The 11,997-nt window shown below is 35.7% G+C and carries 12 protein-coding genes; 3 read left to right on the top strand and 9 right to left on the bottom strand.

The features are described from left to right. Positions 1–4 precede the first annotated feature (4 nt). Genes QL232_RS05265 through QL232_RS05255 form a run of 3 tightly spaced genes read left to right on the top strand, consistent with a single transcriptional unit; the run spans position 5 to position 3,855 of the window. Positions 5–1,480, top strand: a complete 1,476-nt coding sequence (locus tag QL232_RS05265) for a DUF1501 domain-containing protein (protein ID WP_281613345.1) — start codon at positions 5–7, stop codon at positions 1,478–1,480. A 2-nt stretch (positions 1,481–1,482) separates the two neighbouring features. Beyond that, positions 1,483–2,586, top strand: coding sequence for a 6-bladed beta-propeller (locus QL232_RS05260; protein WP_281613344.1), 1,104 nt, complete (start codon positions 1,483–1,485; stop codon positions 2,584–2,586). A gap of 9 nt (positions 2,587–2,595) precedes the next feature. Next, positions 2,596–3,855: a c-type cytochrome domain-containing protein gene (locus QL232_RS05255; protein ID WP_281613343.1), complete on the top strand. Its 1,260-nt coding sequence runs from the start codon at positions 2,596–2,598 to the stop codon at positions 3,853–3,855. On the opposite strand, the gene QL232_RS05250 is transcribed toward QL232_RS05255, so the two are convergent. From QL232_RS05250 to QL232_RS05210, 9 genes are all read right to left on the bottom strand, one after another. Next, on the bottom strand, positions 3,850–4,242 hold the full coding sequence (locus QL232_RS05250) for a hypothetical protein (RefSeq protein ID WP_281613342.1): 393 nt from the start codon (positions 4,240–4,242) through the stop codon (positions 3,850–3,852). The genes QL232_RS05255 and QL232_RS05250 overlap by 6 nt on opposite strands. 193 nt (positions 4,243–4,435) lie before the next feature. Beyond that, complete coding sequence (gene atpG, locus QL232_RS05245; RefSeq protein ID WP_168880398.1) at positions 4,436–5,329, bottom strand: ATP synthase F1 subunit gamma; 894 nt, start codon at positions 5,327–5,329, stop codon at positions 4,436–4,438. A gap of 73 nt (positions 5,330–5,402) precedes the next feature. Then, complete coding sequence (gene atpA, locus QL232_RS05240) at positions 5,403–6,983, bottom strand: F0F1 ATP synthase subunit alpha (protein WP_168880397.1); 1,581 nt, start codon at positions 6,981–6,983, stop codon at positions 5,403–5,405. Between the two features lie 76 nt (positions 6,984–7,059). Beyond that, a complete protein-coding gene (atpH, locus tag QL232_RS05235) occupies positions 7,060–7,596 on the bottom strand; it encodes an ATP synthase F1 subunit delta (protein ID WP_168880396.1) in 537 nt (178 codons plus the stop codon). Between the two features lie 51 nt (positions 7,597–7,647). Beyond that, positions 7,648–8,139 carry a F0F1 ATP synthase subunit B gene (atpF, locus tag QL232_RS05230; protein ID WP_168880395.1) on the bottom strand — a complete coding sequence of 164 codons (492 nt, stop codon included), beginning with the start codon at positions 8,137–8,139 and terminating at the stop codon, positions 7,648–7,650. Between the two features lie 116 nt (positions 8,140–8,255). Continuing rightward, a complete protein-coding gene (gene atpE, locus QL232_RS05225) occupies positions 8,256–8,507 on the bottom strand; it encodes an ATP synthase F0 subunit C (protein WP_168880394.1) in 252 nt (83 codons plus the stop codon). Positions 8,508–8,641: 134 nt separating this feature from the next. After that, on the bottom strand, positions 8,642–9,700 hold the full coding sequence (gene atpB, locus QL232_RS05220) for a F0F1 ATP synthase subunit A (RefSeq protein WP_168880393.1): 1,059 nt from the start codon (positions 9,698–9,700) through the stop codon (positions 8,642–8,644). Positions 9,701–10,462: 762 nt separating this feature from the next. Next, the gene (locus QL232_RS05215) at positions 10,463–10,927 is read right to left on the bottom strand and encodes a polymer-forming cytoskeletal protein (protein ID WP_281613341.1); all 465 of its coding nucleotides are present in this window, start codon (positions 10,925–10,927) and stop codon (positions 10,463–10,465) included. Positions 10,928–10,988: 61 nt separating this feature from the next. Then, positions 10,989–11,861 carry a M23 family metallopeptidase gene (locus QL232_RS05210; RefSeq protein ID WP_168880390.1) on the bottom strand — a complete coding sequence of 291 codons (873 nt, stop codon included), beginning with the start codon at positions 11,859–11,861 and terminating at the stop codon, positions 10,989–10,991. Between the last annotated feature and the right edge of the window lie 136 nt (positions 11,862–11,997).

The following is an 11,997-nucleotide window of genomic DNA, read 5'->3' as shown; positions in this document are numbered from 1 at the left end:
TATTATGTGTAATCACAAAAAAGTAAGATCTACTAATAAAGACCTTCAATCTGTTGAGAAGAAAATGGATCGAAGACACTTTTTAAAGAAAACATCATTGGGAATAGGTGCTTTTGCACTGGGGTCCTTATTAGGGGCAGATAAAACGTTTGCTTCCAGCAATCCAGTAAAAAGTATCACAGATTCTCTTCCTCATTTCTTGCCGAAAGCAAAAAGAGTAGTTTATCTTTTCCAAAGTGGTGGGCCATCACAATTTGAAACTTTTGACTACAAACCAAAATTAGTTGACCTTTTCGGAAAAGAACTGCCTACCTCTGTTAGAAATGGACAGCGGTTAACAGCAATGAGTGCTCAGCAGTCTTCATTGCCAATTGCTCCTTCAAAATTTAAATTCAAACAGTATGGAAAAAATGACACTTGGGTAAGTGAGTTACTTCCTCATACTGCAGAAGTTGTCGATGATCTTTGTATCATTAAATCGATGTATACTGAACAGATTAATCATGATCCTGCAATCACATTTTTTCAGACAGGTCATCAACTACCAGGACGACCTTCTATTGGGTCTTGGTTGAGTTATGGTTTAGGGTCAGATAATCAAAACTTACCTTCATTTATTGTGCTTACTTCAGGGAATGCAGGGCAACCTTTGTATTCAAGACTATGGGGTAACGGCTTTTTGCCTACACAACATCAAGGAGTTCAATTCAGAACGGGTAAGGACCCTGTATTATTTCTTAATAACCCCGAAAACTATGACCATCACGATAGATCTGATATGCTTGGTTATTTGAAAGAGTTAAACCAAATACAAAACTCTACTTATGGTGACCAAGAAATTGATGCTCGAATTGCCCAGTATGAAATGGCATTTAGAATGCAAACTTCGGTACCTGAAGTAACAGATATGTCTGATGAACCTGAAGAAGTTTTTGACCTCTATGGAAAAGATAGTAGAATACCAGGTACCTATGCAGCCAATTGCCTAATGGCTAGAAGACTACTAGAGAAAGATGTCAAATTTATTCAACTCTACCATAGAGGTTGGGACCAACATATCGGGTTACCCAATGGAATAAAGAAACAATGTCTAGATACCGACCAAGCAACTGCAGGCTTCTTAAAGGATCTCAAAAGAAGAGGCTTACTAGAAGATACTTTAGTCATTTGGGGAGGTGAGTTTGGAAGAACGGTTTACTCTCAAGGAAAATTGACTCAAAATGATTATGGAAGAGACCATCATCCAAAATGTTTCAGTATGTGGATGGCCGGTGCAGGAGTTAAGGCTGGAATGTCTTATGGTGAAACGGATGATTTTAGTTACAACATCACAGAAGATCCTGTTCATGTACATGACTTCCATGCTACGCTAATGCATATACTTGGAATTGATCATGAAAAACTAACTTTTAAACATCAAGGCAGAAGATTTAGACTGACTGATGTTCATGGAAATGTTGTTAAAGATATACTCTCATAATTATGGATTCTAGAAGATCATTTATAAAAAAAACTTCCTTGTTATTAAGTGGTGTGATATCTACTCCATCACTAGCATTTCAAACTTCTTTCAAAAAAGATGAGATCATTGGGCATGGTGACTATCAATATAAAATACACCGAGATTGGGCTAAAATAAGTAGTGTTCGTAATCCTATTCTTAATTGTCATGAAATGGTTATGGATTCTAAAGGTAGGCTAATCATGATTGGTGATCATACCGATAACAATATTCTAATTTTCGATAAATCCGGGAAGTTACTTGACTTTTGGGGAACCGCTTACCCTGGAGGACATGGTTTAACATTATCCGAAGAGGGAGGTGAAGATTTCTTATATATCACTGACTCTGGTTGGTATTTGAATAAAAAGGGACAATGGATAAAACATAACGGTAGAGTCTCAAAAACTACTTTAGATGGTCAAGTAATTTTTGATATCGGACATCCTCAAACCATTGGTATCTACAAACCTGGCGAACATTTCTGCCCTACAGAAGTAGCAATAGGCCCTAATGGTGACATTTATGTAGCCGATGGCTATGGTAAAAATTTAATTATTCAATATGATCAGTACGGTCAATATAAAAGGCATTGGGGCGGGCATGATAATAAAAATAACAATTACAATTTATTCAATGCACATGGTGTAAGTATTGATTATCGAGATCCCAATCAGACTCTAGTGGTATGCTCTTCCAGAAATGAAAGTACTTTCAAGTTTTATACATTAGAAGGAGAGTTTGTAAAAAAAATTAAGCTCCCAAATATGTATATGTGCCGAGCTGTTTTTGATGATAATAACTTGTATGCCGGAGTATGTTGGTCTTCTCCAACAAATGAAGATGGATATGATTGGACAAAACATACAGGATTCGTCACCATCTTAGAAAATGATAAAGTCGTTTCAAATCCTGGTGGAACAGCACCAAAGTATGACGATAATGGTGAATTACTACCTTCATATCAGCTAGCTCATCAACCTATATTACATGGTCATGATGTCTGTATAGATGAAGATAAAAATTTATATATCTGCCAATGGAATGCAGGTAATACTCCACCACTCAAACTAGAACGTATCTAATATCACATTATGGACTTTTCAAACTTTCATTTATTTATTGGTAGGTTCCATCCCTTATTTGTTCACTTGCCAATTGGCTTTATCTTCTTTGGAATTATACTTGAAATTGTAGGTAAACTAAAAATTTTTCAACCGGATCATAAAAGTATTGAGCTATCCTATATTGTCGGAGCAGCTAGTGCAATAATAAGTTGTCTACTTGGATATCTACTCGCTTACGATAACAATGATTATAGCTATGAAGCAATCAGTTTTCATCAATGGTTCGGCATCATTACTACGGTATTGATTATTGGTATGTTCTTCCTTAGAAAGTATAATATTCAAAAAGTATACGACTTTTCACTCCTTGTTATAGTTTTTACTATAAGTATCACAGGTCATTATGGAGGCAATCTCACACATGGAAGTACTTATTTAACACAATATGTTCCACTTAAATTTAACGATACTGAAATAGTAATTTCACCTCCAAATAATGCTAATGAAGTGATTATGTATGAACATATCATTCAACCAATTCTTCAACAAAAATGCATTAGTTGTCATAATACAGAGAAGAAAAAAGGAGAATTATCACTTAGTAATAAAGCAGATATTCTAAAGGGAGGAAAAACAAAAAACTTAATAGTACAAGGTGAAAGTAATCATAGTGAAATAATTCAACGAATATTGCTGCCACATGGTGATGAAGATATTATGCCCCCTGAAGGTAAAACGCCTCTAACAGACAAAGAGGTAGAGTTACTAATCAGTTGGATTGATATAGGACATGGAAGTTTTGACACACTGATTACTGAAATACCTCTCTCTGAAGAATTGATGACATATTGTAACACTAAATTAGGTTTTATATCTAACCATAATTCAATAGCACTTATCGATTATGATACATCAATTGTTCAAGATCTTAGAAATAAAGGTTTTCAGATTAGAGAAATTGATAAAAATGCATTTGATGTGTCGTACCCTAAACTGTCTAACATAGATCTTATTTCAGCATTACTTCCTATAAAAGACAATATTATTTGGTTGGATTTGAAGGCCCAAAACATTCAAAGACCTGATGAATTGCAACAATTCTCAGAATTACGAAAACTGAATTTAAGTAAAAACCCCATCGGAGATGATAAGGTGAATATCTTTAAAACGATGAAAAAACTTGAAACCATAAACCTCCATTCTACTCTAATAAGTAGTCATGGAATAAAAGAGTTGAAGGATAATAGTTCGATAAAAACTATTTATTCATGGAATACTAAGCTATAATTTTACCGCCATACTCAATGTTTTTCCTTCCAGGATATCTACTTCTTGAACATAGGTACGAATACTAGATGTTTGTAGCGTATCGTCCAATACATCTAATTGTACTCTATATTGTCCTTCTTGAAGGCCTTCAATTATCTCTGATCCTTCACCATTGAAAGTATAAACTTTACCATTAAAAGTAAGGATCACCTTATTGTAATTCAATGATTGATCCTTAAACTCCCAGTCTAAAGACAAGGAACCATTCTTATTAGCGTCTGTGGAATATTCGATGATTGTACTTGATGGGGAAATCGAATTTTGAGATAAGATTTGATAGCTATAAAAGATGGATACGATAATTAGTACAGATATAATAATACCTGATGGATGTAAGTTTCGCATAGTTAAGCACTGAATGCTGTTAATTTAATAAAAGGTTAAAATAGGTGTATGGGTAAAAAACCTATTACAAAAATTGACGCGAATATCAATCCAAAAAAAGAGATGTAATCACACAAATCGTTAATATATATAAACAAAAAAATCCTAGACCTTTGTAAGGCCTAGGATTTTTTATGCTTTTCAGCATTTATCTTTAGTTTGAAGCTAGTGCTTCTGCACCACCTACAATCTCTAGAATTTCATTGGTAATTGCCGCTTGACGAGATCTGTTGTAATCCAACTTAAGATCTTTCAATAGTTCACCAGCGTTTTCAGTCGCCTTGTCCATTGCTGTCATACGAGCACCATGTTCTGCCGCATTCGAATCAAGCAAATGCGCATAGAAGTTTACTTTCAACGTCTTAGGAATCAATTCAGAAAGAATTTTTTCTTTCTCAGGTTCAAAGATGTAATCAGCTTCTTGAGTTGATTCTTCTTTATCTGTTGATTGTTCTAATGTGAAAGGTAAAAATTGTTTAGTTCTAACGATCTGTGTTGCCACATTTTTGAATTCGTTATAAACCATCACAACTTTATCAAACTTTCCTGAAACATAGCCATCCATAGCATATTCAGCTGCTTTTCTAGCACCATCAAAATCAAGATTATGAAATAAATCTACAAACTCTGCGTTTAATTCATAATTTCTTCTTTTGAAGTAGTCAGCTCCTTTAGAACCAACTGCCAATACCTCAACTCTACCCGCGTTAAATTGTGAAGAAAACTCTTCATTAATTAAACGAGAAGATTCTTTTTGAATGTTTGAGTTAAAAGCACCTGCTAAACCACGATCGGAAGTAACTACAATAACAAGAACGCTATTCACTTCTTCACGAGCCTCAACGAATGGGCTAGAGAAATCCGTACCAAGTGCCGAAGTAACGTTTTCAAGGATGGACGCAAGCTTATCAGCATATGGACGCATACCTGTTACACGGTCTTGTGCTCTACGCATTTTTGCCGCTGAAACCATTTTCATGGCTTTAGTGATTTGTTGCGTTGAGTCTACAGAGGTGATCCTCTCTTTTACTTCTTTAAGACTAGCCATTTTCTGTTTGAGTAATAAAGTGAATTAGCAATAGTAATATTTAAACATTACCATTGCTAATTGCATATTATAATTAAGCCTTGTGGTTTTGAGCTACCTCTTCACCTACTTTCTTAAACACTGCGATATGATCATCTCCCCACTTACCAGCGGCTACTTGATCCATCACGTCTTTGTGTTTAGTTTCAAGAACTTCTAAGAATTCGTTTTCGAAAGCTTTCACTTTAGATTCTGCAACAGGGTCGGTAATACCGTTTGAACCTGCCCAGATAATAGCGATTTGCTTTTCTACAGTATATGGAGTGTACTGAGCTTGTTTCAAGATTTCAGTGTTCTTACGACCACGATCAATTGTAAGCTTAGTAGCAGCATCCAAGTCAGAACCAAATTTAGCGAAGGCTTCTAGTTCACGGAACTGAGCAAGGTCAGTTTTCAATTTACCAGATACCTTTTTCATACCTTTGATCTGAGCGTTACCACCTACACGAGATACAGAGATACCTACGTTCATCGCTGGACGAATACCTGCGTTGAATAAGTTAGTCTCTAAGAATACCTGACCATCAGTAATCGAAATTACGTTTGTAGGGATATATGCAGAAACGTCACCTGACTGAGTTTCGATAATTGGTAATGCAGTTAAAGAACCGCCACCTTTTACCATATGTTTGATTGACTCAGGAAGGTCGTTCATATTTTTAGCGATATCATCTGATGTGTTAATTCTAGATGCACGCTCTAATAAACGAGAGTGAAGGTAGAATACATCACCAGGGTATGCCTCACGTCCTGGAGGACGACGAAGAAGTAGTGATACCTCACGGTATGCTACTGCTTGCTTTGAAAGGTCATCATAAACTGCTAATGCAGGACGTCCAGTGTCACGGATGAACTCACCAATTGCTGCGCCTGCGAAAGGAGCAAAGTATTGCATTGGAGCTGGATCTGATGCGTTTGCAGCAACAATTGTAGTATAAGCCATAGCACCTGCTTTTTCTAAAGCAGAAACGATAGTTGCTACCGTAGAAGCTTTTTGACCTACTGCTACATAAATACAGTATACAGGTTCGCCTTTATCGTAAAACTCTTTTTGGTTGATGATTGTGTCAATCGCTACCGCAGTTTTACCTGTTTGACGGTCACCAATAATCAATTCACGCTGACCACGACCAATCGGAGTCATTGAGTCAATTGACTTGATACCTGTTTGCATAGGTTCGTCTACTGGCTGACGGAACAATACACCTGGAGCTTTACGCTCGATAGGCATTTCGTATAAATCGCCTTCGATATCACCTTTACCATCGATAGGATTACCTAATGCGTCAACAACGCGACCAAACATACCCATACCTACCTTGATAGATGCAATACGTCTAGTACGCTTAACTGTATCGCCCTCTTTGATATCAGTGTATTTACCCATAATTACGGCACCTACATTATCTTCTTCGAGGTTCAATACCATACCTACGACACCTGACTCGAACTCGATTAACTCGCCAGCTTCAGCATTAAGCAAGCCGTAAATACGAGCTACACCATCACCTACTTCTAAAACGGTTCCTACTTCTTCTAAATCAGTTGAAGATTTGAAACCTGTAAGTTGTTCTTTCAGGATCGCAGAAACTTCGTCTGGTCTTACTTGAGCCATTTTTGTATCTGGATTTGAATTTTGACTATTCTTTACTAAAAAAAGTATCCTTATATAAGAGGATACTTATAATGTTCTATTGGAAAGCGACTTTTAATTGCTGTAACTGTGATTTCACAGAACAGTCCAATTGCTTGTCACCCACCGTTAAGATGTAACCACCGATAAGAGAAGGATCAACTTTTTCTTCAAGTTCAACCGTCTTACCTGTAGATTTTGTAACCTTTGCCACTAACGCCTCTTTAGTTGTTGCGTTAAGAGGAGTTGAAGTTACTACAGTAGCTCTTTGAATATTTTTCACAACATCAAACTCAGCTTTAATCGCCTTAACGATTTCTGATAATGCTGACGTTCTGTTTTTCTCAACAACTAAAGTGATTAGTTTGTTAGTTAAATCAGAAACATTTGCTGAAAAAATACCTGTTAAGATTGCTGCTTTTTTCTCGGCTTTGATGATAGGACTATTAAGTGCGTTTTGTAATTCACGACTATCATTAATAGTAGATAAGATAAAGTCTGCATCTGCATACAACTTATCTTGACTTCCTTCCTGCAAAGCTACCGATACAAAGGCTTTAGCATATCGAGTTGCTACTCTAGATTCTGCACTCATGGTTATGATTTATATACAGCGGAATTGCTTCCGCATGTTTATCTGTTAAAATTAGATATTTGCGTCTTCAACAAGTTTAGCTACAAGCTCTTGTTGAGCGGCATCATCAGCTAATTGTTTACGGATTACTTTCTCAGCGATATCTAAAGAAAGTTCTGAAACAACACCTTTGATTTCAGCCAACGCCTCTCTTTTCTCCGCTTCGATAGAATTTCTTGCATCATCAACGATTTTCTTAGCTTCAGCCTTAGCTTGGTCTGTAGCTTCGTTAATCATTTGATCTGCTTTCTTCTTAGCTGAAGAAATAATTTCTTCTCTTTCAGCACGAGCTCTTTCTTTTTCCTTCTCGTTCTCTGCTTTCAAGTTAGCAATATCTGCTTTTGCTTGTTCTGCAGCTTTAAGAGCATTATCAATTGACTCTTCTCTATCTTTAAGGCCTTTTGAGATAACTGGAACGATTTTCATTCCAACAATCAAGAACACTACTAAGAAGAATAATGTGTTCCAAAATAAAAGACCAATACCAGGAGTTATAATATCCATCTCTGATTATTTTTTGCGTGAGCGTTCTGACGTTTCTTTGTTGGAAGATACCCATCGCCGGGCAAACCCCTAAAGCGATGGATATCCAAACAAAATGTTTCTTTGCGTCGTTAGGATTAACCTAAACCGATCAATAGACAAACTACTACTGCGAAAAGAGCAACACCTTCAATCAAGGCTGCTGCGATAATCATTGCAGTTTGAAGGTTACCAGCGATCTCTGGCTGACGAGCCATTGATTCTACTGCGTTACCACCGATTTTACCGATACCAAGACCAGCACCAAATACTGCTAAACCTGCACCGATAGCTGCACCTAATTGACCTACGCTACCACTTACTTCTAATAAAATTGAAAGTAATGACATTTGAATTTTGTTTAAATAGTTTTAAAAAAAGAAACGTATATGAAGCTTTCGCTTTCGCGAAGATCATTCATTATTTGTTATCATTTAAGTTGGCTAAACATTAATTAACTTAATTTCATCAACTTAAAGATTTCTTAGTGATGTTCTGCTACTGCTGATCCAATAAATAGAGCAGAAAGCATCGTAAAGATATAAGCTTGTAAGAAAGCTACAAAGATCTCCATGAAATATAATGGAACGATGATGAAAGAAGCAACGCCTCCAACCCATGCAGCTTCCAAGATAAATACCAATGACATAAATGATAGCAATACGATGTGACCACCAGTAATATTGGCGAACAAACGAAGCATCAAGGCAATTGGTTTTGTGAAGATACCAATAATCTCTACTGGAATCATGATTGGTAATAACCAACCTGGAACACCTGGGGTAGCAAAAATATGTCCCCAATATTCTTTATTACCGTTGATGTTTGTAATGATCAAAGTAAATATCGCCATCAACATTGTGAAAGAGATATTACCCGAAGCATTAGCTCCACCAGGTAATAAACCTAATAAGTTATTGAAAAGAATAAAGAAGAATAACGTCAATAAGTAAGGTAAGAACCTATCAGTATTGTGACCTAAATTAGGCTTAATCACTTCGTCTCTCATGTAAACAATAAGAGGTTCGAAGAAAGACTGAATTCCTGAAGGAGCTTTACCAGCGTTGTTCTTGTATCCTTTTGAAATCGCACTAAAAATAATGATTAGTAATAAAACCGAAAGACCAGTTGAAGCTGCATTTTTAGTTAATGATAAATCATAAATATGATCTCCATCAACTGAAGAAATGTGTTCGTGGTGGTTTTCGTAACTACCAAACTTACCTTTTACAGGTTTGTGATGTAAAAATTCGCTTGAACCAAAAAATTCAAACCCTTTACCTTCTACATACAAGATTACTGGAAGATTGATACCATAATGATGCTCATGTCCATGATCATCTGTAGTCGAATAGAAAGTCCAGTAATGTTCATCCTTAACGTGGTGAAGGATTGTTTCTACAGGATTGTATTCCTTAATGTGTTCTCCATCATGAGGCTCACCATGTCCGTCACTTGCTTGTAAAGATGAAGTTTGTACTAGTGCTGTCAATAGCACTGCTAGCATTGCTAGACGTCTGTAAAAAGATAAATTACTTTTCATTATTATAAAATCACTCATTCCTGGATCTACCCTGCAATTTATGATAGAGACAAACAATCTCAAAAATTGAGTACGCAAAATAAAAAAAGAAAAAACAAAGTATAAAACTTAACTTCTCCGCCTTCTCTGCGTTTGCCTTTAGAAAGAACAAGATAAAAACAGTCAATGATAATAAAATTCTGATCAAGACTGTCGCCATGTAGAAACTATGAAAGGTTGGACCATTTCCCGTATCCGCCCCTAAGCATGTTATTTCATATGACATCACCGCAATAACTATATTAAAAACTAATTCTAAATAGATAAAGCGGCCCAAATCTATCTCACTTTGCTCTGCTGCTATGATCATAAGTATAAATACTGACGACAAGAGCAATAATCCAAAGTAAAAGTGTGTTCGTAAATCTAGATGCATTATAAAATTTCCAATATAAAATTGGAATCGAGTGCAAACATAAGGTAATAGTCATTAAACTTCAAAGTGACATCAATCATTTTTTATAAAAATTGTCATCTTTACCTTTTTTTTTCACTACTGAGTCATTTTTTTTAGAAATTTTCCGCAACCCATTGATAAGTATGACCAATGAAGCAAACACTCCGAATAATAAAAGACCTATTGTGAAGTAAGGTTGATTAGTGTCTAAGTAACTATCCAAATATTTACCGCCGTAAGCACAAATAAGTAATGTGACTATCATTTCTGTACTTACGGATGAATATTTAAGAAATGTCGAATACTTTTCGACGTACTTATCTTTCTTATTGGGTTGCTTCATCTTTTTCTGCTTCCTTTTGCTCCACTGAGATACTCTCTGATGAAGATGCTGTAGAAGAAGCTAAAAGAGGACGCTCTTTACCCATTTGACATTGTCCATTAAAGACTGCTCCTGGATCAATAGTTAACGATTTAGTGATGATATCACCATGAACTACTGCTGAGCTTCTTAAGATTAAATTTTCAGCAACTTCAATCTTACCATGAATTTCGCCTTCAATTTCAGCATTCTGAGCAAAAACATCGCCTTCGACTTGCCCATCATTACCTAAGAACAATTTTGAATGACATTGTAAATTACCAATTAATTTACCGTCCATTCTTAAGATGCCATGTGTTTCTACATCACCTTTTAATGTAGTTCCTTGGCCAATAGAGTTGTTAGTTACATTACCTGACTGTTGTGGTACCACTTTTTTTGCTTCTTCTGCGTTTCCAAATAATCCCATAATAATTATTCTGTAAAAATATTTTTAATCGTTAATGAAGTACATTCAATATCAATAGATTTTATTCAAATGCGATAAAATCAACAGGGTCAACTGGTATTCCATTATACCAAAGTTCAAAATGAAGATGTTGTCCATCTGTCATTTCTCCACTATTACCAATGATTGCAATAATATCACCTGTACGAACAGTCTCCCCTACTTTTTTCAGTAGAACAGAGTTATGCTTGTAAAATGATATTACCTGACCTTTATGTTGAACTCCAATGACGTACCCTGAATCTTGAGTCCATGAGGCCATAATTACAGTTCCATCAGCAATTGCCTTTATCCCTTCATTTCTTTTTGCCAATACATCAACACCATAATGTCCTTCTTTTAGATTAAATTTCTTAGAAAGTACACCATTCGATACTGGTGGAAAAAAGAAAACATCTTCTATACCTTGATATATCGAAGTGACTGCCGCAGGTTTAATTTCTAAACCTTCAAATTCACTTCTAAATATTGAATCAACTGGGTCAATTTTCTTTAAATCAACTTCGATATCATCTACTTGGTCTGTATTAACGATATTTGCTTTGAAATCTTCTTCGTCATCTACTTCACCGTCAATGATTGCTTTAATGGATGCCATATATACATCTTTCTCATCAGAAGCAATCTTCAATGAATCCAAACTACGTTCCATTTCAATCAGCTTTCTATCTGTCTCTCGATAAGCAACTCGAGGATCAAAAATCTTAGCCAATAATGTGGTAGCTAATACAAAACTCAAACCTCCTAAAACGGTAAAAAGCATTCCTAAGACTAATAGGATTTTTACATAGCTGAATCTATATGCAGCCCTTTCAGCAAAGGTTTCTTCATCTCTAACGACAAGAACAAATCTAGTGGTCAGCCACTCTGATAAGGTCTTTCCTTGTTTTTTCATTGATTATATTTCTTCTTGTTTAAGAAGTTTACAAATGGTAAAATTACAATAAATGAGGACTTTATTTGCATTTTGTCTATAACTATTGAATTATTATAACTTTTTCGATAATAAAAAATGTAAATTAGCCATTGAC

The sequence above is a fragment of the Flammeovirga sp. SubArs3 genome (assembly GCF_947387565.1).
Lineage (GTDB): Bacteria > Bacteroidota > Bacteroidia > Cytophagales > Flammeovirgaceae > Flammeovirga > Flammeovirga agarivorans.
The sequence above is the reverse complement of the archived record's forward strand: the minus strand, read 5'-3'. Positions and strand labels throughout refer to the sequence as shown.

Bases quoted from the DNA above. Each gene is read 5' to 3' on its own strand.
- QL232_RS05265 (WP_281613345.1), top strand. From the start codon at position 5: ATGTGTAATCACAAAAAAGTAAGATCTACTAATAAAGACCTTCAATCT.
- QL232_RS05260 (WP_281613344.1), top strand. From the start codon at position 1,483: ATGGATTCTAGAAGATCATTTATAAAAAAAACTTCCTTGTTATTAAGT.
- QL232_RS05255 (WP_281613343.1), top strand. From the start codon at position 2,596: ATGGACTTTTCAAACTTTCATTTATTTATTGGTAGGTTCCATCCCTTA.
- QL232_RS05250 (WP_281613342.1), bottom strand. From the start codon at position 4,242: ATGCGAAACTTACATCCATCAGGTATTATTATATCTGTACTAATTATC.
- atpG (WP_168880398.1), bottom strand. From the start codon at position 5,329: ATGGCTAGTCTTAAAGAAGTAAAAGAGAGGATCACCTCTGTAGACTCA.
- atpA (WP_168880397.1), bottom strand. From the start codon at position 6,983: ATGGCTCAAGTAAGACCAGACGAAGTTTCTGCGATCCTGAAAGAACAA.
- atpH (WP_168880396.1), bottom strand. From the start codon at position 7,596: ATGAGTGCAGAATCTAGAGTAGCAACTCGATATGCTAAAGCCTTTGTA.
- atpF (WP_168880395.1), bottom strand. From the start codon at position 8,139: ATGGATATTATAACTCCTGGTATTGGTCTTTTATTTTGGAACACATTA.
- atpE (WP_168880394.1), bottom strand. From the start codon at position 8,507: ATGTCATTACTTTCAATTTTATTAGAAGTAAGTGGTAGCGTAGGTCAA.
- atpB (WP_168880393.1), bottom strand. From the start codon at position 9,700: ATGAAAAGTAATTTATCTTTTTACAGACGTCTAGCAATGCTAGCAGTG.
- QL232_RS05215 (WP_281613341.1), bottom strand. From the start codon at position 10,927: ATGGGATTATTTGGAAACGCAGAAGAAGCAAAAAAAGTGGTACCACAA.
- QL232_RS05210 (WP_168880390.1), bottom strand. From the start codon at position 11,861: ATGAAAAAACAAGGAAAGACCTTATCAGAGTGGCTGACCACTAGATTT.